Raw genomic sequence first — 22027 nt, 5'->3', positions numbered from 1 at the left:
CACGGGGGCGGGGGAGCGACTACGCTGCGTTCGGATACCGGCGGCGGGGCGACCGGAGATGTCGCCCTGATCGCGGCGTCCTCTTCGGCGCTCTCGCTCTGAGCTTGGTCCAGGAGCTTCAGCCACTCCGCCTCGTTCAGCTCCTCGCCCGCCCATTCCTTCCATATGGTGACCACGGCGAGCGCTTCGCGCGTGCGGGTTCGTGGGGGAACGCGGCACTCGGAATACCGGGGAGGCGCCCAGTCCTGTATGCGGTGTGCCTTGAGGTCCCGAGCCCCGGGGAGTCCGCGGGCCAGGGCCTCGATGGCCACAGAGTCGAGGCCGACCAGTTCGCCGTGACCGCGCCGAGCATGCTCCGCTCGCTCCCGGAGTCCCCGCAATTCCGTGTACAGGTCAGCCCGTGCCGACACCCTCCACCCCCCGTACCTTCGTGGCGTCCTGATCTTCATTCTGCCATCGGGGGCGGCCCTGCCCACGCCGCCATCTTGCCGCGTCAGTTGGTGGCCGACGGCCGATTGGCTACACCTGCGTCGAGCATGCTGCCGGCTGCCAAATCGGCATCGCGACCGTCTACCGCTACCTACCTGGTCACCGGCATCACGAAGGCCGTCCTCTCTTTGGGCGAAGCCGCGGGCGGGTTTGGTGAAGCCGTTGCGTCCAATGATCGGAAAGGCACTCCCTAGCCTTCACCAGGCGCGGCCGTCCGGAGGAAGCTCGTCTGTCTTCTGCTGTACACGGTGCTGGGCGGAGGCCGCGAGGCCGCGGTAGAACTGTTCCTCGACGCTGCCTCTGGCGCATTTGTCGGCCAGCTCCGTGGCCTTCGCGTGCTGCTCGACGTCCTCGGGGTAGGGCTGGCCAGGTGTCCCGGAGCGCATTCCGCTGATGGTGGCGGCGTGCAAAGCGTCCCTCACTCTCTCCAGGCTGGCGTCTCCGTGACGGTCCGCAGCACGCAGGGAGCTACGTACGAAGTCAACGTCCCAGACAATCGTCCTGTGGGCCTTGGACAGTATGTCCGCGGCAATGCTGATCTTCACGGGGTCACTGTCGTGGAAGTACTCGTCGATTACCTCGGTGACTCGGGCGTCATAGGGCCCTGCGACAAGCTCGAAGAGGTTGGCTCCCCAGAAGCGCCGGTGCGTGGATTCCGGTTCGGCGGCGATCCAGTCGCGGATTTGCCGCAGTAGGGCAGGGAAGTCGTCGTGCTCGCGGAACGGCGGTGTCACATCCCAGTGGAAGGGCAGAGGGGAGTACATGCCTGTCGCTTGGCGTGGTGAGGACTCGACTCTGGCTTCGAGCAGTTCGATGACGGTGAGGGGCTCGGTGCTGACGAGTTCTGCAAGGAAGCGTCCGATTTCGTAGCTGTCGACGGCCGATGCCGTGGCCAGGGCTGTGAGGAATGCCTTCTGCTGGTCCTGGGAGAGATCCGACCAGGACAGCGCGCTGAACGGGGGGCCCGCAATGGCCATGGCGAACGTGTCGAGGTCCGCTGTCTCGACGGCAGGCGATGTGGTGAGTAGTTCGATGGCCAGGTCCTTGTGCTGTGCGGCGATGGCGTGTACGGCGCCGAGAGCGGCCCTGCGCACGATGGTGTCCTCGTGAGCGGCGAGTGCCCGCAGCAGCTCACCCTCGCCACCTAGCAGATCGCCACGACCGCGCTGGTTACCAAAAGCCTGCGCCACTTCCCGGGTGAGTTCGGTGTTCATTGAGTTCATGAGTGTCCGACCCCAGTGGACCGCGCGGTCGCCAGCGGCGCGCCCCATAGCAGCGAGAGCAACCGCCACCAGCGATGCGGGCAGACGTTCGGGCGCAGCCATTGCCTGCTCACAGATGGCTTCACCGACGGACGGGCGATCGGTGACTAGAGTCCAGATGAATGGCCGGGACCGGCCGGTATCCGGGCCGAACACCTTCTCGTTCTCGCTCAGCAAAGCATCGATGCGCGTGGCGATCTCATAGTCTGTCCAGTCAGCCAGAGCGACCATTACATCTCGGAACAGAGACTCTTGCGCCGCGCGCCAGTCCGAGACCTCGGAAATGACGGACGGGTCAGCCGGTCCGCCATGCAGAGCTCGGGCGAGTTCGTTGTCCGGTGAGGTGGGGATGGAGCTCAGGAGGTCCATGGCGGGGCGCCGAAGGCCGTCTGGGCCGTGCCGCGCGAGCCAGCGCAACTCGGTGCGCACAGCGACCAGGATGGCTGGTGGCAGGGTGCGCTCAAGGATGAACCGGTGCAGACGTTCGACGGTGCTGGCGAGGTGCAGGATCCATGGCTGACGCATGGCGTCCGTCACCGACAATCCGAAACTGCCATGTGGCAGCCTGAAGGCGTTGCCGATAAGGGAGTGGGCTGCCGAGGCGCGTTCGAGCTGCGGATGTCGCAGCTCCTCGAACGCCAGGTCCAGCACCAAGCCGCGCATGTCCAGGACCTCGCTGGTGGGGGCCATCACGTAGGGGCGAAAGGTCAGGGCCCAGGTGGCCGGTGCCCACAACTCGTCGTGGCCTTCAGCGGCCAGCAAGGGGGTCAGGACGCTCAGCGGCTGATGAACGTACGGAGTATCGGGTGATCGGGTCAGCCAGCGCTCGACCTGGCTGACGAGGACCTGCTGGTACTTGGTGGGGCCCCAGCGGGTATAGCTGGCCAGTTCCTCCAGAACCCGCAACGGGTGCGAGGGGTTTTGATGCAGGGGGCGTTGGTCGTCGCGTCCCAGGCGCCAAAGAAGCGAGGCCGCCTGTGGCAGGGCCTCTAGCGAACGGGCAGCGGCTTGGAGGACAGCAACGAGGGCGTAGCGCACATCTGTGTTGGTCCAGGTGTGGGTCAATCCGAATCCGACGTCCGCGGTTGCGGGGCCACAGGGGTTGTCCACCGCCCAAGTAGTCAGGTCGATAGCCCGCCGCGGTTGGAAGAAGGCAACCTTCGCTACGATCTCCAGCAGGCTCACCCGACCTCGTGCGTCCGCAGAGCGGAACGCTGCAGTGATCCCCTCCCACAGGGGCTCGATCAGTCCGCCAGAGTCGATGTCCTGTCGATGCTGCCACTCCACACGGCCGGTGTTCACCACCAGGTTGGCCAGTGCGCTGCCTTGGCCGGCTTCCATGGCTTTGGCGAGGTAGCCCGTGGGAAGCCCTGTGCTGCTGTGACGCGCTGCCTTGACCAGCAGGGCGTCACCCAGCAGGTCGGGGACCAGACGCACGGTGGTGCCGTGCCTCAGGATCACCCCGGCCTGCTCCAGGGTCTCCAAGTGCTGGGCTGAGATGTCGAACGGCAACCCGGTCAGGGCCGCCAGTGAGCTTTGGACCTCTGGTTCCGCGAGCCGGACAGGCTGGAACGCGGCGAGGGCGGGAAGCAGTTCACGGGGCACCTGACCGGCTGCCGGATTGGTCGTCAGCGCTTCGGCGAGCCGGTCGGTAAGTTCCAGGTGGAGTTGCTCGTCACCTTCGAATCTTCGGGGATCCAGCTCTCCGCTGTTGATCAGCGCCGCGCCCGTGACGATCAACAGCGGGCAATCCCGTGCCGATGCAGCAAGTCTGGGAGCGTGGAGTCTTACCTCTTCGTTCAGAATCTCGCCAGCTAGGGAGACGGCGTCGTCGAACTCCAGGTCCCCGATCTCAACCAGGGTGGCGTCGCTCACGTGCGTGCCAGCACGGCCCAGTGCGCGGCGGACATGAGCCATACCGTAAGGCCGTAGGCAGAGCAGCACGTTGGCCGAGCGGTTGGCGTTCCGGACTCCGGAGACGATCCTTTCCAAAGGAAGGGCGTCGTTGTGTGCGTCGTCGACGATCACCAGCAGACTGCCCTCGCTCGGCAGTTCCCTGAACACGCCGGAGCTGATGTCGGAGTCGGTGCCGAGCACTCGTACTTCGAGGGCGGGCTCTGCGTCGCGCAGCGATTCGCACAGGGCCGTCACGATTTTCGTCTTCCCGACCCCGCCCCGGCCGACGAGGAGCGCGATGTCTCCTTGCCCGTTCCTGGCGAACGGTACAAGGCTCTCTATCGTCTGCGTACGTCCGACGAGTCGCCAGCGGTGGGTGTAGACCGAGCCCTTGTTCACCTGGCGGAGGTAGTCGGCGGGCTTCATCCAGGGGCCCGGCCCAGCGTTCCCGTTCTGCTGGATCACGACCTGCGTGCCGACCACATCGCCTAGAAAGACAGAGCCCCGGAAATCGATGTGATCCCCTCGATACCAGGTCCCCACGCTGCCCGGCGAATGCCGCTGCATGGCCTCCCCGACGGCGTGCGGGAGATGCGGATCGGCGACAAGTAGGTCTGCCACACGGCCGCCCCAGGCACGCACTGCCTCCTGCCGGTCGGGCTGGGCTGCTGCCTCAGCCAGCACACCTGCGCTGGCACACGGGTCCTGTGCCAGCGCCCGCGCTAGTTCGTCCACCAGCAGGCGTCCGGCCTCCCCGGCGGCGCCGTCGGCCAGAGCCGCCAGCAACGCCGGCGGCAACGCCTCATTCATCTACCGCTTCTCTCTCCCGCACAACCGTCCGCTTGGAGCCGTAGGTCAACGGTAGGGGTTCACGCCGAGCGGCGCGCTGCCCTGGCGTACAACACGATCTGCACGCCGAGACCGACCACCGCTATTGCCTCTAGCGCCGATAGGGCGATGACCAGCAAGCCGCCCGGCCGGCCAGTCCAGAACACGAGCAGCCCTGCCAGCGGCAGCACGCAGAACGCCGTCAGGTCCACCAAGCACTGGAACGTCTTGCGGGAACGGCGGCGCGCATCGCCGCGATGGGCTTCCTCCCACCCGAAGGCGGAAAAATCGCCGTGAGAACCTGATAGTTGCGTCAGCCGGGGGCCTAGCTCTTTGTGGACGTAGCGTCCGATCGCCGAGATCTTCTGGTCGTTGACCAGATACGTCCATCCCAGAACGATGCACACAGGCGCCAAGGCAAGCAGCATTGCTGTCTGCTTGGCCTGTGCAGCCGCCGCAATGATCGCGGCGGCGACGGCGAGCGTCACGTAGAGCAGGTTGTCGCGAAACCCGATACGCGCCTTCTGCTCGTCCTTGACGCTCTGGTACTCAACGAGCAGCAGCTGCGCAACACTGACGCCCACTCCCGGATCCGACACAGACCCCCACCCTCCCTGTCCAACGTCGCGCGTATGGCGATGCTGCGGCAATATCATAGTTCGGTGCATGACACCCAGCCCACCGCAGTGATCCTTACCGCGCTTCCGGTGGAGTACGACGCCGTACGAGAACACCTGAGGGATGCCAAGGAGGTCGTACACGATGACGGGACCCGGGTAGAACAAGGCCGGCTCGAGGGCGCGCTCTGGAGCGTGGTGATCGCCGAGCTGGGTGTGGGAGCCATCAACGCCGCCGCACTCACCACGCAGATTGTCGGCTGGCTTCGCCCGCAGGTGCTCCTGTTCGTCGGGGTCGCGGGCGGCCTCAAGGATGACGTTGCGATCGGTGACGTTGTGATCGGGACGAAGGTGTATGCCGTCCACGGTGGCAAGCAGACCCCGCAAGGATTCCTCGCCCGGCCCGAAGCGTGGAATGGTTCGCACCGGCTGGTGCAGACGGCCCGTGCGGCGCTGCGGGACATGGAGGACGTCCGCGGCCACTTCAAGCCGATCGCATGCGGTGACGTTGTCCTGGCTGACGACAAGTCCGCGTTCGCCGAGTACATCCGAGCGAATTACAACGATGCCTGCGCCATCGAGATGGAAGGCGCCGGCGCAGCCCACGCCGCCCATCTCAACGGCCAGGACGCCCTCGTGATCCGGGGCATCAGCGACCGTGCCAACCCTGACAAGCATGAGGCGGATGCCTCGGGATCCCAGCAGCGGGCCGCCGAGCAGGCAGCCGGGGTGGCGGCGGCCATCCTGCGTAAACAGCAGCCCCGCGGAGGCAGTTCCAACCCTGAGAGGGGACCTTCTCGAAGCCACATGACTGAAGCCAGCTACGGCGGCGACCACATTGACTTCCGGGGCAGCACCTTTCTCGGACCGGTCACCGGCAAAGCAGCTGGGCCGCGCTCCGGCGACGGGCAGCGCTAGGTTCTGGCTCTCCGACCGCGATCGGACCTCGACTGAAATGGTCTTGACGGTGAGGGCCTGCACCGCGCTAGGGGCGGGCCCACCTCCAACTGGTGACTGCAATTTGGGGACCACTTGGGGACCACACGGTGTGCGCGACGGTGCACGGCGGACCTTCGCACGCACAGCCTGCGCCCGGACTAAGTCCGCTATATCCAGAAAATACCGTTGACGCTCACTCCTGGGGGTCAAGGGGTCGCAGGTTCAAATCCTGTCGTCCCGACTCGAAAGAGTCGTATATCGAGGGGCCGTTTCAGAGCAATCTGAAACGGCCCCTCGATCGTTTTTGGGGACCATTCGGGGACCAGCGCACTTGACTGACCGGAGCGCACTTTGACTGGGTCAAGTCGCGCTCCGGGGGTCGTGGCTGCACGTCGAGGGGGACGACCGTGCAGCGGGGGGTCAGGGCCTCGGGACGGTGTTGATGTAGTCGGTGCCGGTGCTGTGGAAGCCGTCCACCGTCTTCTGGACGTCCGCCTGGGAGACGGCCTCGTCGTCCTTGTAGTAGACCCAGTCGACCTTCATGTCCCAGATGCGCGGGCCACCCGTGAAGGGGAGGTCGATGAGCCAGTTGCTGAAGTGGATGTCCATCTGCTCGCGCGGGACGTACTTGCCGGAGCTGGTGAAGAGCTCCTTGCCGTCCAGGGAGTAGGTGACCTTTCCGTCCATGGCGGTGATCATCATGGTGTGCCAGCCCTCGAGGCGCCGCTTGAGGGTGTTGTGGACCCGGTCCGGCGGGTCGGCCCTGTACCAGCTGACGTTGTCGAGCTGCGGACCCACAGAACCCCAGCCGCCGTTCGGCAGGTACTCGAAGTCGAGTTCGCTGTAGTTCTCCGAGGAGTCCGAGGGGGAGATCGGGAAGAAGGTCTGGACGACGTGGTCGCCGTCGCGTCCGTTCGTGGGCTTGTCGCTGAGGTGGACCCGGGCAGCGAAGGTTCCCTCGAAGAAGTTCCTGCTCGTGGTCTGCACCTCGACCTGCGTGGTGCCCTGCTCGGTGCCGTCGGTGGAGGAGCGCAGTCGTAGGACCTTGCCCCCCTTGGCCGTCGGGTCGGAGGGGAAGGCGGCGCCGTCGGCGCTCCAGGTGTCCTTGATCCCCGGGCCGCCCCCGCCGGTACGGATCTCCCAGCCGTGCGCGGCGAGGGAAGGGTCGTCGGCGCCGGTGTAGTTGAAGTTGTCGAACAGGGTTCCCGGCGGTCCGGTGGGCGTCGGCGAGGCGTCCCGCGCGGGCCCGGCGGCGTCGGCGCCCCCGCCGGTCGCGGGGTCGGCGGAACACGCGGCGAGTACGCACAGGAGGGCGGGCAGCGTGAGCGCGGTCCACGTTCGGCGACGAGAGGTGCGGCGGGACTGGCTCACACAGGCTCCTTGGGGCGTAGAGGCGGTGACTGGACACGCCCGTTGCACGCGGATCAATCGCTGATCGCATGAATCGAGCGGTCATCCTAGCGAAAGATTCAAGCCATCCCGCCTCGTGTTCGCGACCCGGTCACCCAAGGGTCGAGAAGCGCCCGTTGACGTACCGATCCGGTTACGACGCCCGATCGAACTACGTCAAATACGCACATCGCACACCAATCGATTCAGGCCATGCGCTACGGTCCGCTCTACGCTCCAGCGGTCTCCACACCCTGCACAAAAAGGCCACGAACAATGCGCCAAGTCGCCACATCCTCCGGGCGCGGATCGGTCCACTCGGCACAGCCCGGGGTGGCCGAATCGCGTCACGGGGAGCCTGCTCCGGCACCGGTGTTCGTCGACCAGTCGGGTCTGCGCAGCCGTCTGCTGCGGCGCTTCGGCTGGCCGGTCTCCGTGGTCGGCGCGATCCTGGCGGCCGCCATGGGCGGCAGCCTGATCGGTATGCAGTCGGACGCCCCGGCGATGGGGATACCGCCGAAGCCCTCGTACTTGCCCGCCGGGGGCCCCTTGTCGCCCTCCTGGCGCTAGAGGGCGCGGTCTGCGACACCCCACCCGAAAAGTTCGGCCATCACGCCGAACATCGCGACATTCCATGACATACCGCGACCATCGTGCCGACCCGGAGCAACGCCTGCGGGCCGGCCGAGCGTGCCTGATCGTCCGCACCACCCATCTCCAGGAGCGCCCTTGTCCCGCCACCAGCGTCGTCGGCAGTCCCTGCTGAGGCCGCGCCGGCTGGCTGCGCCGCCGCTGCGCTTCTTCATGCCGCTGTCCCTGCTGGCCTGCTTGCTCGCGCTCCTCGTCCTGCGCGGCCTCGCCACCAACGAGGCGTTCCACGACACCCGGATCGCGACCTCGGTCGACAAGACGACCGTGCCGGAGAACCTGCTCAAGGGCGGCCCGATCATCGACGCGCGCGGCACCAAGAACGAGCACCCGGTGAGTTATCGGATCCCCGACCACACCGTGGTCCTGAGTTTCGACGACGGCCCCTCGCCGGAGTGGACCCCGAAGATCCTGGACGTGCTCGCGGCCCACAACGTCCGCGCAGACTTCTTCGTGACCGGCGCGATGACCACGCGCCACCCGGAGCTGATCCGGCAGATCGTCGCGGGCGGCCACGAGATCGGCGTGCACTCCTTCACCCATCCCGATCTGGCGTACCAGTCCCACGCCCGGATCAGCTGGGAGCTGGCGCAGACGCAGCTGGCGCTGGCCGGCGTCGCGGGCGTCCACAGCGCGCTGTTCCGCCCGCCGTACTCCTCCGACGCCTCGGCGCTCGACGACTGGAACTACCCGGTGATCAAGTACGTGGGTTCCCACGGCTACCTCACCGCGTTCATCGACCGCGACACCCACGACTGGAAGCGGCCCGGAGTCGACGAGATCGTCAAGGCGGCGATGCCGCGCAAGCCCGGCGCGGGCGAGCTGATCCTGCTGCACGACGCGGGTGGCGACCGTACCGAGACCATCGCCGCGCTCGAGCAGATCATCGTGAAGCTGCAGGGCGAGGGGTACCGCTTCGCCACCGTCTCCGAGGCGCTCGGCGCCACCAACGCCACCGTGCCGGTGCACGGCTACCAGCTGTGGGCGGGCAAGTGCTTCATCTGGGCCAGCGAGGCCGCCGTGCTCACCCTGCCGGTGCTGGTCGCGTTGCTGGCCGTCGTCGGCTTCCTCAACTTCGGCCGGTTCGCGCTGATGCTCGTCCTCGCGCCGCTCCACGCCCGGCGCTCCCGGCGGCGGGACGCGTGGGGACCACCCGTCACCGAGCCGGTCACCGTCCTCGTCCCGGCCTACAACGAGCGCGAGTGCATCGCGAACACCCTCAACTCCCTGATCGCCAGTGACCATCCGATCGAAGTGATCGTCATCGACGACGGCTCCACGGACGGCACCGCGGACATCGTCGAGGAGATGAATCTGCCGTTCGTCCGGCTGATCCGCAAGGTCAACGGCGGCAAGTCCAGCGCGCTCAACACCGGCATCGCGGCCGCGTCGCACGACATCATCGTGATGATGGACGGCGACACCGTCTTCGAGCCGTCCACCGTGCGCGAGCTGGTCCAGCCCTTCGGCGACCGGGCGATCGGCGCGGTCGCGGGCAACGCCAAGGTCGGCAACCGTGACAGCCTGATCGGCGCCTGGCAGCACATCGAGTACGTCCTCGGCCACAACCTGGACCGCCGGATGTACGACATGCTCAACGTCATCCCGACCATCCCCGGCGCGGTCGGCGCCTTCCGCAAGGAGGCCCTGCGGCGGGTCGGCGGGATGAGCGACGACACCCTCGCCGAGGACACCGACATCACCATGGCGGTGCTCTGCGACGGCTGGCGGATCGTCTACGCCGAGCGCGCCCGCGCCTGGACCGAGGCCCCCGCCAGCATCCAGCAGCTCTGGTCCCAGCGGTACCGCTGGAGCTACGGCAGCATGCAGGCGATGTGGAAGCACCGGCGCGCCGTGACCTCCCGGGGTCCGGCCGGGCGCTTCGGCCGGATCGGGCTGCCCCTCGTCGTGCTGTTCGGCGTGGTCGCCCCGCTGCTCGCGCCGCTGGTCGACATGTTCCTGCTGTACGGCGTGCTGTTCGCGGACGCCCCGATCACCCTCGCCAGCTGGGGCGGCTTCATCCTGCTCCAGGCCGTGCTGTCCTGGTACGCCTTCCGGCTCGACGGCGAGAAGCCCCTGCATCTGATCAGCCTGCCGATCCAGCAACTGGTCTACCGGCAGCTGATGTACATCGTCCTGTTGCAGTCCACGATCACGGCGCTGACCGGTGGCCGACTGCGCTGGCAGAAGCTCCGGCGCACCGGCGAGGTCGCCGCACCGGTGGAGGCCTGACCATGACCGCATCCTTCGAGTTCGGGGGAACCCAGGACACCGTCCGGCTGAGGATCCCCGCCGCTCTGCGACGGGAGTCCCAGCCGGAGCCGGAGCCGTCGACACCGTCCCCGCGCAAGGGCGGCCGAGACCGCTATCTCGACCTGCTGCGCGCGCTGGCGCTGGTCCGTGTGGTGATTTACCACAACTTCGGCTGGTTCTGGCTGCCCGTCGTCTTCCCGTCGATGGGCGTGATGTTCGCGCTGGCCGGGTCGCTGATGGCCCGTTCCCTCAGCCGGCCCGCCCTCGGCGTCATCCGGGGCCGTCTGCGCCGACTGCTGCCGCCGATGTGGCTGTTCGGCGCGGTCATCCTCACCCTCGAGATCGTCGACGGCTGGGGGCCCGACGCCGAGGGGCATCCCAACTGGTGGTGGGGCAAGCTGCTGTTCTGGCTCGTGCCGCTGAGCACTCCGCCGTACGCCGAATCACTGAACGGTTTCGACCATCTTGTGGGGCAGGGCTGGGCGGTGCAGGTCGTCGTCCCGCTCTGGTACCTCCGCGCGTACCTGTGGTACGTCCTGCTCTCACCGCTGCTGCTGTGGGCGCTGCGGCGGATGCCGGTGGTGACGCTGTCCGTGCCGATCGCGCTGACGGTCGTGCTGAACACGTTCTTCATCGACCAGGAGTTCCTCTACGGCCGGGTCTGGGAGAACCTCAGCGACTTCGCCATGTTCGGCTCCTGCTGGATCCTCGGCATGGCTCACCAGGAGGGCCTGCTCAAGAGGATCCCGCAGTACGTCGTGCCGTCCGTCGCGCCGCTGATCATGGTGGCCGGCTGGTGGTACCTGCAGACCCGACCGGTCGATCCGACCGTGCCCACCGACATCGAGAGCTGGCCGATAGCCCAGGCCCTGTGGTCCTTCGGCTTCGTCGCCATCCTGCTCCACGTCAGTCCCTCCTGGGACCAGTGGCCCCGACCGCTGGAACGCTGGAACGGCCTGATCAGCCTGCTCAACACACGCGCTGTCAGCGTCTACCTCTGGCACCAGGCCGCGTTGGTGGCCGCCATCCCGCTGATCGACCCCCTCTGGTCCGTCGGCTTCTTCTACGAGCACTTCCAGTGGCTGCTGACCAGCCAGTGGTTTCCGCTGATGGTGGCGGTCCCACTGACCGGACTGCTGGTGCTGACCTTCGGCTGGGTCGAGGACGTGGCCGCGAAGCGCTCTCCGCGGCTCTTCCCGTACCCGCGCCGCGTGCGGGGCAGGCGCCGGGCCGGCGCCTGACGCGGGCCGTCCGAACCGCCTCCATGAGCAGCTGCGGGGCAGGGGAAGCCGCTGCCGGGTGAGCGCGGGAAGGCTCAGGAGCCGGTGAATCGGGGTGCCCTGCTCGGCCTACTCCCGCAGGTACGGTCAACCCGGCTGACTCCGTGCCGGTCTCCTCATGCAATCGCGTCACGTGCTGAGTACGGCGTGATGCGCGGAGTGCAGCGACCGCTACGGTGTCGGTCGGCCCAGGCCTGACTGGGTCTCCGGTGGGCTTGCTCATCGTGGGCGGCGTGCCCGAGTACCTGCCGGGGCCGAGTCGGCACGGCTCCGCGAGCAGGTCCACGACTGGTCCTGGATGGTGAATACCGCCGACGGCGGTGCCGTGTCATCTCGCTCCCGCGGTCAGACTCGGCCCGCGCCTCCGAACGCGGCCGGCCCGCACTCCTCCGGGAGGTTGGCGACTACCAGCGCGAACGCCTCCTCCAGGGTCTCCGTCCTGCCGACAGTTCCCACGCCCTTGGGCCCGCGCACCCAGAACCGTCCGTCGGCGCCCCGCGGGTAGACCTGTCCGCCGACATGGGCGGCCGGCATTCCGGTGCAGCCACTGAAATACATGACTCCGTGACTGACCAGGGGGAAGAGCTGTCGCAGCCGCGGCTGCGCATAAGCCGCGCGGACGGTCTTCGCGTCGACCAGGTCGTGACTCTCTCCGAGGAGAAAACGCCATTCCTCGGCCACGATGTCCGCGGCGCTCCGCGCGTCGGCGTCGTCCGTCATCTCTCTGCTCTCACCTCATGTGCTTCGGAAGCTTCGGCAGGTCGGGTTTGATTTCCGGGATGTCCGGCTCGGGAACCTCGATCCTCTCATTGCTCGAGTACCAGTGGATCTCCTTCCAGGGGCGGCCGAGGCGGTCCTCGTCCGGCTCTCCCCAGGCCGCGTCCCCGTCGTACTGGCGCGCGGCACGGCCATGGCGACCAGGCTCATCTCCCACGCGGTTCCGCCCGCACCCGCGGGCGGGTAGTTGTCCTCATGTCTCATAGCTCATGTCTCATGTGGAACTGGGAACCGAACACCGCCGCTTCGCGGAAGGCCTCCACGGTCCGTGTGTGCCCCCGGATCCTGCTCCCGCTTCTCGTTGTGCTTCGGATCGCCGGGGTCGTTGCCCAGATATCGGGCCAGGTCGTTCGACGCGAAGGTAGGCGGCCGGTTCGGCCCGAGGACGACACTGTCGTGGTGCCAGGTGTCCGGCTTGCGGGAGAGGCGGGATTTCTGGCGCAGTACCACCCGGCCCTGGGCGTCGTGCTCGTAGCGGATCGCGCCGGCGCGGGCGATGCGGGTGCCGGTGTACTCACGGGGCCTTCGGCCGTGCCCGCGCCGGGCCAGGAGGCGTGTGTCTGGTTGCCGGCCTCGTCGTAGGCGTACCGTTCGGTCCATTTCTCGGCCGTGAGGCCGGTGGTCCGTCCCTCTCCGGTCAGTTCGAACTGAACAGGCTGTTGTGCATGCCTACCGGCTGAAGTGGCCTTGGGGGAGGGGCCCGGCGCGCGGACAGGGGCTGGAGCTCCTCGGCGGTTGTTTGTTAGGAAGCTTTACTGACCCCCTTCCCCTCGGGCAGCATGGTCCGTACCTGACAACCTCATCGAGGGGTGACGTATGACGTACGGACGCTCAACAGTGGCCCTGCTGGCCGCACTTGCTCTGGGGCTGCTCGGCCTCGGCCTTCCCTCCGCCCCCGCCGAAGCGGCTCCCGTCTGGTCGCTTCGCTGGTCCCCCGATCCGGCCGTCCAGGGCCTCGGTGCCTTCGAGACCGTCGAGGACGACCGGGCCGATTCGCACACGGGGGCCGCTCCGCACATCAAGGTCACGAGCGGCGCGTATCGATTTGACATGCACATGGTGGATCGGGATACCTCCACCGACCGGCAGCGCCACGAGGTCACCGGCAACCGCACCTCGTCGTCGAGCCATCTGCAGTGGAGGCTCGGCGAGACCTGGCGGGTCACGTACTCCATGTACATCCCCGGCTCGCTGATGGCGACGACCAGCTTCACCCACATCATGCAGACCAAGCAGCCGGGCACGGGCACCTCCCCGATCACCGTGACGTCGCTGCGGCGCGTCGGGGGCGTCCAGACCATCGAGCACAAGGTCATCGCCGGGGACGTCCTGGTGGGCCGGACGAACCTGGAGCCCCTCCAGAACAAGTGGATCGACATCGAGTACGAGATCAAGATCGGCGACGGCACGGCCGGCGCCGTCCGCTGGGTGGTCAAGAGCGCGGGCACGACGGTCGTCGACGCGACGAAGACCGGCGTCGACACCTTCCTCGCCGACCGGGTCCGCCCCAAGTGGGGCATCTACCGGTCCCTCGGCGACACCTCGGGCTCCCTCCGCGACACCTATCTGCTCCTGCGTGACATGCGCGCCTACCAGCAGACCGGCACCGCCCCGGGTGGTGACACCCAGGCCCCGACCGTCCCGGGCGGACTGCGGGCGACCGGCGTCACGTCCGGCAGTGTCTCCCTGGCCTGGAACGCGGCCACCGACGACGCGGGGGTGACCGGCTACGAGGTCTACCGCGGCACCGCACTCGTCGGCACCGCCACCGGCACCGCGTACACCGACACCGGTCTCGCCGCAGCCACCCCGTACAGCTACACCGTCCGGGCCAAGGACGCCGCCGGCAACCGCTCCGCCGCCTCCGCGCCGCTCTCCGTCACGACCGCGTCCGCACCCGGCACCGAGACCCTGCTCTCCCAGGGCAGGCCGGCCACCGCCTCCTCCGTAGAGGCCAGCGGCTACGAGCCCGACAAGGCCGTCGACGGCCAGAGCGCCACCCGCTGGGCCTCCGCCGAGGGCATCGACCCCCAGTGGCTCCGCGTCGACCTCGGGACCACCGCCGCGCTCTCCCGTGTGCGACTCGACTGGGAGGCCGCCCACGCTTCCGCCTACCGGATCCAGTCCTCCGCCGACGGGGCGACCTGGACCGACCTCGCCACCGTCACGGGAGGCGACGGCGGCACCGACGAACTCACGGTGAGCGGCGACGCCCGCTACGTACGGATGTACGGCACCCGGCGGGGCACGCCGTACGGCTACTCGCTCCACGAGTTCAAGGTGTACGGCACCACCGGCACCCCGGCCCCGACCCTCACCCCGTCACCGTCACCGTCGGGCAGTTGGCAGGCCGGCGTCGCCTACTCCTGGGGGCCTCGTCCCACTCAGGGGCGCAGCCCGCTCACAGGTTCCTGGCCTCGATGACCTCCTGTTCGGCCCGCTCGACCGTGAAGCGTGCGGCGGGGTCGCCCCCCGCGCGCCGTACGGCGCCGCGTACCAGGGCGAGGTAGAAGAGGGCCGGCGCGCAGGGCGACCAGCGCTCCTCCGGCTCGTCGGCGATGAAGCCGAGCACGGAGGCCGGGTCGGCGGGTACGAACTCGAAGCGGTCGTGCTCCCACTTGTCGGTGATGCCGCGCGTCCAGCGGAGCCGCAGGGTCTGCTCGTCGAGGTCGGGCAGCACCGCTCGGAAGAAGGCCGCCCACTGGTGGTTGTCCAGATCGAGACCGAAGCCGAGGAGTTCGAGGTCGAGCGGGTCGGTGGCGTGGACGGCGAGCTCTTCGTGCAGGGCCCGCCGGGCCACGGCGTGCAGACTGATCGGACGGGCGTCCTCGGGGAGGTCGTGCTTACGCGCCAGGCCTTCGTTGGCGGACGAGTTCCATCGCGAACTGTTCGGCCCGGCCACGTGACTGCTGCGCCGGGAGAACAGCATCTTGCCGTCCTTGCCGGTCTCCACCGCCACGTTGACGCCGAAGCTGCAGTTCATCCACGCCGGAGTCTGGGTCGGATCCTGGCCCTCAAGGTACTGCTCGCGCAAGGTCCGGCCGTTGTCCTGCCGACGCCCGAGGTTGAGCGACGTGGTCAGGAAGTCGTAGTAGTCCGCGTCCTGCAGCGAGAGGGTGACGACGGGCTCCTCGTCCAGATGGGTCCGCGTCGGGACCACCCGCTCGACGGCGAAGCGGTCGTTGTTCCAGCGATGCGGCAGCCCGCGCGCCGCCTTGCGGAGTTCCTCCGCCTCGATGGTGTGCCGCCATTCGCCGATCTCCGCCGGGAACTCGACGCGCTGCGGCCGGTACTTGACGCGGACGTTCTCCTCCAGGATGGGACGGGTGCCGTCACCCTCGTAGATGTGGCAGCCGGTCTCCCGGGAGACCACGGTGAACCTGTCCCTGTTCATCGTCAACTTCCCCTCAAGTAAGCTCCGTTGACACGGAACACAGCCATGGCCGCAAACACCTTCATGATACGGAGTGATGTGGGCACCCACCTGTCGATGGTCAGGTCCGCGCGGCAGTCCTCGTCTCTGGTGGGCACCGTCGTGGTGTCCGGCTACGCGCATCCCGACGAGGGCAGGCGGCAGGAGCTGAGGCGGCCGCACCTGGCGGACGTCCGCGACCAGTTCGTCGGCATCGCCCGTGAGCACCTGGGCTTCGGGGACCACCTGGCCATCGACGGGGGCGGGACCGGTCGTCGGCAGATCTGGGACGGGCTTGAGGACTTCCTCGCCCATGACGCCGAGCGCAAGATCCTCTACTGGACGGGGCATGGTGTCCACCGGGGGTCCGGAGGGTACTTCCTCGCCTGCGAGGACACCTGGGGGTCCGGCCGCTTCGCTCCCGAGCATGCCCTGTCCGTGACCGACCTCGTGGACCGTCTGCTGCGCCCCGACTGCGAGACCGACACCCTTCTGATCATCGACGCCTGTTCCTCCCACGACCACCTCACCGCCGCGCTGCGTCACGCGCTCGGCCTGGAGCAGAGGAGCGTGAACTGGGCACGGCAGCACCGCCGGGCCGGGTTCGCCGTCATCGGCACCTCGGGATTCGACGCGCAGGTCGCCGAAGGCCGCTGGGTGAGGTGGCTGAAGGAGGCCCTGGTCAAGCCGGACTTCGTCGCACCGGACCACGCCCGCCCCTTCGAGCCCTCGGCCCTCTACCTGCCCCTGCCGTACCTGCGGGACGCCGTGGACGCCGAGGCGGCGGCCTCGGGGCTCGACGAGCCCACGCAGCGCCCGGGGTTCACTGAGGTCCGCTCGCTCCCCAACAGCTTCCTCCTCAACCCGCACTTCCGGGACGGCGAGCGCCGCATCTACACCCCCGCGACACTGGTGGGACGGAAGCCCTGGGACGAGACCGAACAGTTCGGTCTCGGGGAGGACGGGCATCTCCGCCGCCACTTCGCGGGCAGGCAGCGGGCCCTGGCGCGGATCGTCCGGTGGATGGACACCCACCCGCGGGGACTGCTCGTCGTGACGGGCCTGGCGGGGGCGGGGAAGACCGCTCTGCTCGGGCGCATCGCCCTGACCTCGACGCCGGAACGGCGGGAGGTCCTGGGGACGGAGGCGGACCCCGCGACACTGCCGCGGACGGGCACGGTGCACGCCGCCCTGAGCTGCCGGGGCCGCTCGGTCCATTCGCTGATCACGGCGCTGTGGCAGGTGCTGTCGCACTTCGAGGAGATGGAGGCGCCACCGTCGTCCGAAGGGCCGGTCACCCCGGAGCAGTGCCGGCGCGCCGTCGACCGTCTCGTGGCCGGGGCCGGCTCCCTGAATCTGCTCTTCGACGCTCTCGACGAAGCGCTTCCGGACCAGGCCCACGACATCGCCCGGCAGCTGCTCAACCCGCTGGCCGGTCTCTCGGGCGTCCGCGTCGTCGTGGCCACCCGGGCGCAGCCCAGGAGACGTACCATCGCGCCCACCGAGGAGGAGTCGCTCCTCGACACGCTGGACCAGAGCGTCGGCGCCGTGGTCCTCGGGGACGACGAGGAGGCACGCCGGAGCATCACCGACATGGCGCTGTCGGTGCTCGACACGGAAGGCTCCCCCTACGAGGGGCCGGACAGGGCCGACGTCCGCGACACGACCGCCCGGCTCGTCGCCGAGGGCAGTCACGGCTCGTTCCTGGTGGCACGACTGGCCGCGGCGGAACTCGCCCGCCGGCCCCGGGCCGTCACCGAGCACCACCTGGCGTCCTGGATGAGGTCCGGCGGAATGGACCTGCACGAGCGTCTTGCCGAGGAGGTGCGCCACCTCCAGGGCCAGCGGGGCGCGGAACGCGCACACGAAGTCCTCCGCGCCCTGGCCGTGCTCCAGGGACCGGGTCTGCCACCGGGACGGACCTGGCTGTCCATGGCCAACGCCCTGCGGGACCCGCGCACACCGGAGATCACCCCCGGCGACCTGCGGGCGGTGTGCGGGAGCGCCGGCGGCGGCATCGTCGACGTACAGACGGCTCGGCACGGCGACGGGACGGCGTACACGGTCCATCAGCTGGCCCACCCCAGCTACGGCGAGTTCTTCCTCACCGGCGCCGGGCTCAGCGCACAGGAAGCCCATCGGAAGGTCCTTGAGGCGCTGCGCGTCCACGTCGCGCGCGATTGGGGCAACGCGGACGCGTACACCGCCGCGTACCTGGGGTCCCATGCCGCGCAGGCGGGGCCGGAGGAGCTGTACAGCCTGTTCCAGGACGTGGAGTTCCTGCTGCGGACCGACCCGGACGTGATGGTCCCGTTCGTGGCCGCCCTCGCCCGGGAGTGCGACGAGGCCGCCCTCTACGGGCGGGTCGCCGGCTCCTTCGGCTCGTCGTCGTTCCCGCCCTCCCCGGACGCCCTGCTGGCCCGCAAGGCGCTGTTGAGGGCCACCGCCTTCGTCAGCCACCGGGACGGGGCCTACCGGGCGTTGGCGGGGGCCGACGGCTTCCTCCCGTGGGAGGAGTACTGGACGGACAGGAGTCCCGAGCCGGTGGAATGGCGGCGTGCCGCTCCCCCGGGCGGGGCCATGGCGCTGAGCTGGCGCGCCCGTACGGGGGCGGGGGACCCCCTGCTCGGTGACACGCTGACCGCCGGCGGACGCGGGGAACTCCTCGTCCTGCACCCGGAGACGGGCGCCCGGCTGATGAGCCGTCGTGCCCGGGGATCGTCGGGCGAACGCGCGAGCGCTCTGACCGAGGCCCGGGAGGTGGGGACGGGACCGCACCGGACGACCGTCGCCCGTGACGCCGAAGCCGTCTACTTCTGGAGCTCCGGATCCCGTCTGCCCGACCAGGTCTATCGCTGGGGCGGCGCGGTGGGCGCCCTCGCCGCGGCGGAGCGGGCGTCGGAGACCGTCGTGCTCGCGGCGGACGGGCGGCGGATGTGGATGTGGTCGTGGAAGAGCGGCCTGCCCCGGCACGGCGGTCCCCTGACGGACATCCGCCGCATGAACGTCGACCGGCTCGCCGCCCTGTCCATCGGATCCCGTCTGTTCGTCCTGGCCGCCGGAAACCGAGCCGAGCTGTACGAAGTCCATCCGGCTGCCACGGGGGCCGACAGGATCCTTCGGGAACGGTCGGACCTCGGCGCCCTCGACGCGCCCGCCCGGGCCGCCGCGGCGTACGCCGCGCCGGTCCCCTCCCCGGTAGCGCACGGACCGTCGGCGGGACGGGCACGGGACGAGGCGCGGCAAGGCTGGATCGCAGTCGCCGACGGACGGCGCATACGCGTCTGGTGCTGCGAGACGGACCCGGCGGCGCCCCTCGCGCCACCCACGGTTCGGCTCGTCCGGGAACTCGAATCCCCGGCCCGGGGGCTCGTCTTCGGGCGTCACGATGCCGAACTCCTCATCGCCGGGTACGAGGAGGTCACCGTCCGCGTCTGGGCGGTCGGCGGGGCGCGGCGGGAAGCGGCGTTCCAACTGGACGCGCCCAGGGACGGGGCCATGGCCTTCGAGCCCCACGGCCGGGGACTGCTCGCCGTCGCCGACGGCCCCGACATCCGCATGCTCGATGTGGCCTCGGCGCTGAACACCGGGCACGGGACCCGGCGGCGTCCGAGCAACCAGCGACCGGAGGTCGCGCTGGCCGAGGCACCGCACGGGCCACCGCTCCTGTGCCGCACCTGGGGCGACCGCGTTCTGGTGTCCCGCCCGGTCCCGGGCGCCGCGGCCGCCACCCCCGTCACCACGCTCACCCATCAGGGGCTGGTGACGGCCGTGGCAGCGGTGCACACCGCAGGAGGGTGGGCGGTCGTCGCCGCCGCGGAGCGCACCGTACGGATGTGGCGGCTGTCCGAGGACGACTTGTCCGCCGAGGGCCGGCACGACCTCCGGCTCGGAGGGGACGCCGGGGAGCGGGTGCCGTCCCTCGGGCTCGTCGTCGACCCCTCCTCGGCGAGGCTCCGGCTCTGCGTGCCGGACGGAGGGAGCGTCGTCCACGCGGACGCGCCGGCCGACGGCTCCGGCGGCTGGAGCGACGGGAAACCGACGTGGGTGGGGCTGCAGTGCTGCGGCGTCGACACCAGAGTCATGCGGGACGGGACGTACTGGCTGGCCACCGACCTCAGTGACGGACTGCGCCTGTGGAAGCACGGCGAGGAGCGCCGTACGACGGAGCATCCGCTCACCTCCGTGCGCCCGGCCCATCTGACGCTGGGGGAACGGTACGACCCGGAGGACGAGGAGTCCTTCCCCGTACTGGCCTGGACGGACGGTGGCGTCTACGTGAAGGACTGCTCGGCCGGCTTCGGGCTGGCTCCCCAGCGGCTGCCGGGCCCGGTGTCCAAGGTGACGGCGCTGGCGTTCGCCGGACCTCCGGAGCACCCCGTACTCCTGGTGTGCGACGAACGGACGGTGCGGGTCTGGGACGTGGCAGCGCGGAGGTGGCTGCACGAACCGGGCGTCCCCTGGCGGGGATACACCGTGCACGCGGTGGACGCCGCCCTGGATCCCGAGGGCCTGGTCGTGGCGCTCCAGGGCAGCGACCGCTGCGATCTGATCCGGTTGCCCGGCACCTACTTCACGGATTAGGCAGGACGGAGAAGGACGCGATGAAGCACGACCTCGTGGTTTTCGTACCGGGACTTCTCGGCACACGGCTGCGGAAGGACGGCAGGGACGTCTGGGGCGAGTACGGCGAGGCCCTGCTCGGTTCCGGGCCGCCTGCCGCACGGGCCCTGGCCGAGCTGGCCCTCCCCGCCGGCCTCGGCGACGCGTTACCCGACGAGCGGTTCCGGCTGACGGCGGACGAGCTCCTCACGGCGCCGGACTCGATGCCCGGGTTCCTCTCCTGCATGGGGTATCCGGACCTGCGCGCGGCGCTCGGCGATCCCGTCGACGGCCAGTACGTCCCCTTCCCGTACGACTGGCGCCTGTCCCACCGTCTTGTCGCCGGCCTGCTGAAGGCACGGGTGCAGCGGGAACTCGCCCGGTGGCGCGAACAAGTCGAGCGGCATTACCCGGACCGGCCGGACGACCCGAAGGTCCTGCTGGTCTGTCACTCCACGGGAGGACTGATCGGCCGCTCCTACCTGGAGTGCGCGGATGGGCGGGAGACCGCCCGCGCACTGGTCACGCTGGGCACGCCCCAGCGGGGCCTGGCGCAGGCCGTCCGGCTCCTGACCGGCCACGCGATCGGGGACGACGAGGCGCCGGGCGTGGAGGCCCGACCGCTGAACGAGGCCTTGCGCGACCTTGCCCTCACCCTGCCGTCGGTCGCCCAGCTCCTGCCCGTCTACGAAGCGGTGCGCGTCGACGGGAAGAGCCGGCCACGCACCGTCGACGACCGCCGCTATCCCGTTCCCGACCTGCCCACCGCGCTGGTCGACGAGGCCCTGTCCTTCGACCGGTGGTTCCAGGAAGCGCGCGAGGCCCATCGCCACACCGACACCGACGGCCGCCTTCCCTACCGGGTCCATGTCGTGGGCAGCAGGGCGTTCCCCACCGTACGGACCGTGCGGCTCTCCTCCGACGGAGCCCGGCTGGTCACGCGGCACGGCGACAGCCTCGTCGCGCCCGGCGACGGAACCGTACCCGGCGATTCGGCCGTCGCGGAGTGGGCCTTCCAGGACGAGACGGCGATGCACTGGATCGAATGCCGGCACGCCGACATGGCGAGTGCCGCCGCTGTCGGCGAGGTCCTCGCCGCCGTGCGGCAAGGCGATCCGCCGGTCGGCATGCTCGCCGGAGACGAACAGATCTCCCTGTACGCCCCCGACACGGCACTCGCCGGCGAACCGTTCAAGGTCTCCGTCGTGGGGACCGGCCTCCAGGAGCGGAACGTACGCGCCGTCATGTGGCGTGTCGGGCGGGCCGTCAAGCAGCCGGTCGTCTTCACCGCGACCCGGTCGGACCTCTTCCGGGGGGAACTCGAAGCCGGCCCGGGGAAATGGGTGGTGCAGGCCATGGCCGACAGACCGAACCGGACGGACCGCAGACTCGTGACCCTCTTCGCCCGCTGAGTCGCCACCACCGGTCCGGTACGTCCACGCCGAACCCGGGTCCGCAGCCGAAGGAGCGCAGACATCGCCACGCCAACGAACGCCACGGCACCCGACAGACCCGACGGACTCGACGGACCTGACGGACCTGACGGACCTGACGGGCTCGACGGACCCGACTGGCCGCGGTGCGACCACCACGGTGCCGAGGGCCGGTGTCGCGGCCGCAGGACCGAGCCTCACA

General features: G+C 69.3%; 12 protein-coding genes and 2 pseudogenes. 8 read left to right on the top strand and 6 right to left on the bottom strand.

Going from position 1 to position 22027, the window contains the following annotated elements:
- Positions 1–686 precede the first annotated feature (686 nt).
- Together OG357_RS05310 and OG357_RS05305 are read right to left on the bottom strand one after the other, a co-directional pair.
- Positions 687–4457 (bottom strand): ATP-binding protein, encoded by a 3771-nt coding sequence (locus tag OG357_RS05310; RefSeq protein WP_329620023.1) that lies wholly within the window; start codon positions 4455–4457, stop codon positions 687–689.
- A gap of 59 nt (positions 4458–4516) precedes the next feature.
- Complete coding sequence (locus OG357_RS05305) at positions 4517–5074, bottom strand: hypothetical protein (RefSeq protein ID WP_329620022.1); 558 nt, start codon at positions 5072–5074, stop codon at positions 4517–4519.
- 63 nt (positions 5075–5137) lie between these two features.
- On the opposite strand from OG357_RS05305, the gene OG357_RS05300 reads away from it, so the two are divergent.
- The gene (locus OG357_RS05300; protein ID WP_329620021.1) at positions 5138–6010 is read left to right on the top strand and encodes a 5'-methylthioadenosine/S-adenosylhomocysteine nucleosidase family protein; all 873 of its coding nucleotides are present in this window, start codon (positions 5138–5140) and stop codon (positions 6008–6010) included.
- A gap of 441 nt (positions 6011–6451) precedes the next feature.
- Here the strand turns inward: OG357_RS05300 and OG357_RS05295 are convergent, their stop codons facing one another.
- Positions 6452–7402 carry a glycoside hydrolase family 16 protein gene (locus tag OG357_RS05295; RefSeq protein ID WP_329620020.1) on the bottom strand — a complete coding sequence of 317 codons (951 nt, stop codon included), beginning with the start codon at positions 7400–7402 and terminating at the stop codon, positions 6452–6454.
- A 390-nt stretch (positions 7403–7792) separates the two neighbouring features.
- On the opposite strand from OG357_RS05295, the gene OG357_RS05290 reads away from it, so the two are divergent.
- The 3 genes from OG357_RS05290 (at position 7793) to OG357_RS05280 (ending at position 11562) form a co-directional block, all read left to right on the top strand.
- Positions 7793–7990: a hypothetical protein gene (locus OG357_RS05290; RefSeq protein WP_329620019.1), complete on the top strand. Its 198-nt coding sequence runs from the start codon at positions 7793–7795 to the stop codon at positions 7988–7990.
- 159 nt (positions 7991–8149) lie between these two features.
- Positions 8150–10300, top strand: coding sequence for a bifunctional polysaccharide deacetylase/glycosyltransferase family 2 protein (locus tag OG357_RS05285; protein ID WP_443066629.1), 2151 nt, complete (start codon positions 8150–8152; stop codon positions 10298–10300).
- 2 nt (positions 10301–10302) lie between these two features.
- Entirely contained in the window at positions 10303–11562 is a 1260-nt protein-coding gene (locus OG357_RS05280; RefSeq protein WP_329620018.1) for an acyltransferase family protein, read from the top strand.
- 384 nt (positions 11563–11946) lie between these two features.
- On the opposite strand, the gene OG357_RS05275 is transcribed toward OG357_RS05280, so the two are convergent.
- The gene (locus OG357_RS05275) at positions 11947–12321 is read right to left on the bottom strand and encodes a DUF6193 family natural product biosynthesis protein (RefSeq protein ID WP_329620017.1); all 375 of its coding nucleotides are present in this window, start codon (positions 12319–12321) and stop codon (positions 11947–11949) included.
- A gap of 453 nt (positions 12322–12774) precedes the next feature.
- A pseudogene (locus tag OG357_RS05270) lies at positions 12775–13025 on the bottom strand (hypothetical protein); the annotation flags it as partial.
- A 169-nt stretch (positions 13026–13194) separates the two neighbouring features.
- Here OG357_RS05270 and OG357_RS05265 point away from each other — a divergent pair.
- Both OG357_RS05265 and OG357_RS38795 read left to right on the top strand, forming a co-directional pair.
- A pseudogene (locus OG357_RS05265) lies at positions 13195–13974 on the top strand (Tat pathway signal sequence domain protein); the annotation flags it as partial.
- Entirely contained in the window at positions 13960–14802 is an 843-nt protein-coding gene (locus OG357_RS38795; protein WP_443066795.1) for a discoidin domain-containing protein, read from the top strand. The pseudogene OG357_RS05265 and the gene OG357_RS38795, both read left to right, overlap by 15 nt.
- Here OG357_RS38795 and OG357_RS05255 read toward each other — a convergent pair.
- Positions 14780–15772: a translation initiation factor 2 gene (locus tag OG357_RS05255; RefSeq protein WP_329620016.1), complete on the bottom strand. Its 993-nt coding sequence runs from the start codon at positions 15770–15772 to the stop codon at positions 14780–14782. The two genes, OG357_RS38795 and OG357_RS05255, sit on opposite strands and share 23 nt — an antisense overlap.
- 45 nt (positions 15773–15817) lie before the next feature.
- Between OG357_RS05255 and OG357_RS05250 the strand changes: the two genes are divergently transcribed.
- Both OG357_RS05250 and OG357_RS05245 read left to right on the top strand, forming a co-directional pair.
- A complete protein-coding gene (locus OG357_RS05250; protein ID WP_329620015.1) occupies positions 15818–20374 on the top strand; it encodes a peptidase C14 caspase catalytic subunit p20 in 4557 nt (1518 codons plus the stop codon).
- Positions 20375–20394: 20 nt separating this feature from the next.
- Positions 20395–21804, top strand: coding sequence for an esterase/lipase family protein (locus OG357_RS05245; protein ID WP_329620014.1), 1410 nt, complete (start codon positions 20395–20397; stop codon positions 21802–21804).
- Positions 21805–22027: the final 223 nt, after the last annotated feature.

This window comes from Streptomyces sp. NBC_01255 (genome assembly GCF_036226445.1).
Taxonomy (GTDB): Bacteria; Actinomycetota; Actinomycetes; order Streptomycetales; family Streptomycetaceae; genus Streptomyces.
The sequence above is the reverse complement of the archived record's forward strand: the minus strand, read 5'-3'. Positions and strand labels throughout refer to the sequence as shown.

What these genes read in the sequence shown, in the direction of transcription:
- OG357_RS05275 (WP_329620017.1), bottom strand. Translation starts at nt 12,321, where the DNA reads ATGACGGACGACGCCGACGCGCGGAGCGCCGCGGACATCGTGGCCGAG.
- OG357_RS05255 (WP_329620016.1), bottom strand. Translation starts at nt 15,772, where the DNA reads ATGAACAGGGACAGGTTCACCGTGGTCTCCCGGGAGACCGGCTGCCAC.
- OG357_RS38795 (WP_443066795.1), top strand. Translation starts at nt 13,960, where the DNA reads ATGCGCGCCTACCAGCAGACCGGCACCGCCCCGGGTGGTGACACCCAG.
- OG357_RS05250 (WP_329620015.1), top strand. Translation starts at nt 15,818, where the DNA reads ATGGCCGCAAACACCTTCATGATACGGAGTGATGTGGGCACCCACCTG.
- OG357_RS05280 (WP_329620018.1), top strand. Translation starts at nt 10,303, where the DNA reads ATGACCGCATCCTTCGAGTTCGGGGGAACCCAGGACACCGTCCGGCTG.
- OG357_RS05245 (WP_329620014.1), top strand. Translation starts at nt 20,395, where the DNA reads ATGAAGCACGACCTCGTGGTTTTCGTACCGGGACTTCTCGGCACACGG.
- OG357_RS05310 (WP_329620023.1), bottom strand. Translation starts at nt 4,457, where the DNA reads ATGAATGAGGCGTTGCCGCCGGCGTTGCTGGCGGCTCTGGCCGACGGC.